At 66.2% G+C, this 263-nt stretch carries 1 pseudogene; it reads left to right on the forward strand.

Annotated elements, in window-relative coordinates:
- Positions 1–263: pseudogene (locus WDW90_RS39890) on the forward strand (N5,N10-methylene tetrahydromethanopterin reductase); the annotation flags it as partial.

Genomic DNA, 263 nt, shown 5'->3' on the forward strand with positions numbered 1-263 from the left:
GTACAAACTGTGGGAAGGGTCGTGGGACGACGACGCGGTCATACGCGACCGCGAGAATCGCGTCTATACGGATCCGGCGAAGGTGCGGTACATCAACCACGTCGGCGCCAACTTCAGGGTGGCCGGGCCGCACCTTGCGGAGCCATCGGTGCAACGCACCCCGGTCATTTTCCAGGCGGGAGCCAGCGCGGCAGGGAAGGCGTTTGCCGCGAAGCATGCGGAGGGCGTTTTCGTCGGGGGAACCACGCGGGAGAGCTACCGGG

This window comes from Methylobacterium nigriterrae, from assembly GCF_037106235.1.
Classification (GTDB): Bacteria; Pseudomonadota; Alphaproteobacteria; order Rhizobiales; family Beijerinckiaceae; genus Methylobacterium; species Methylobacterium nigriterrae.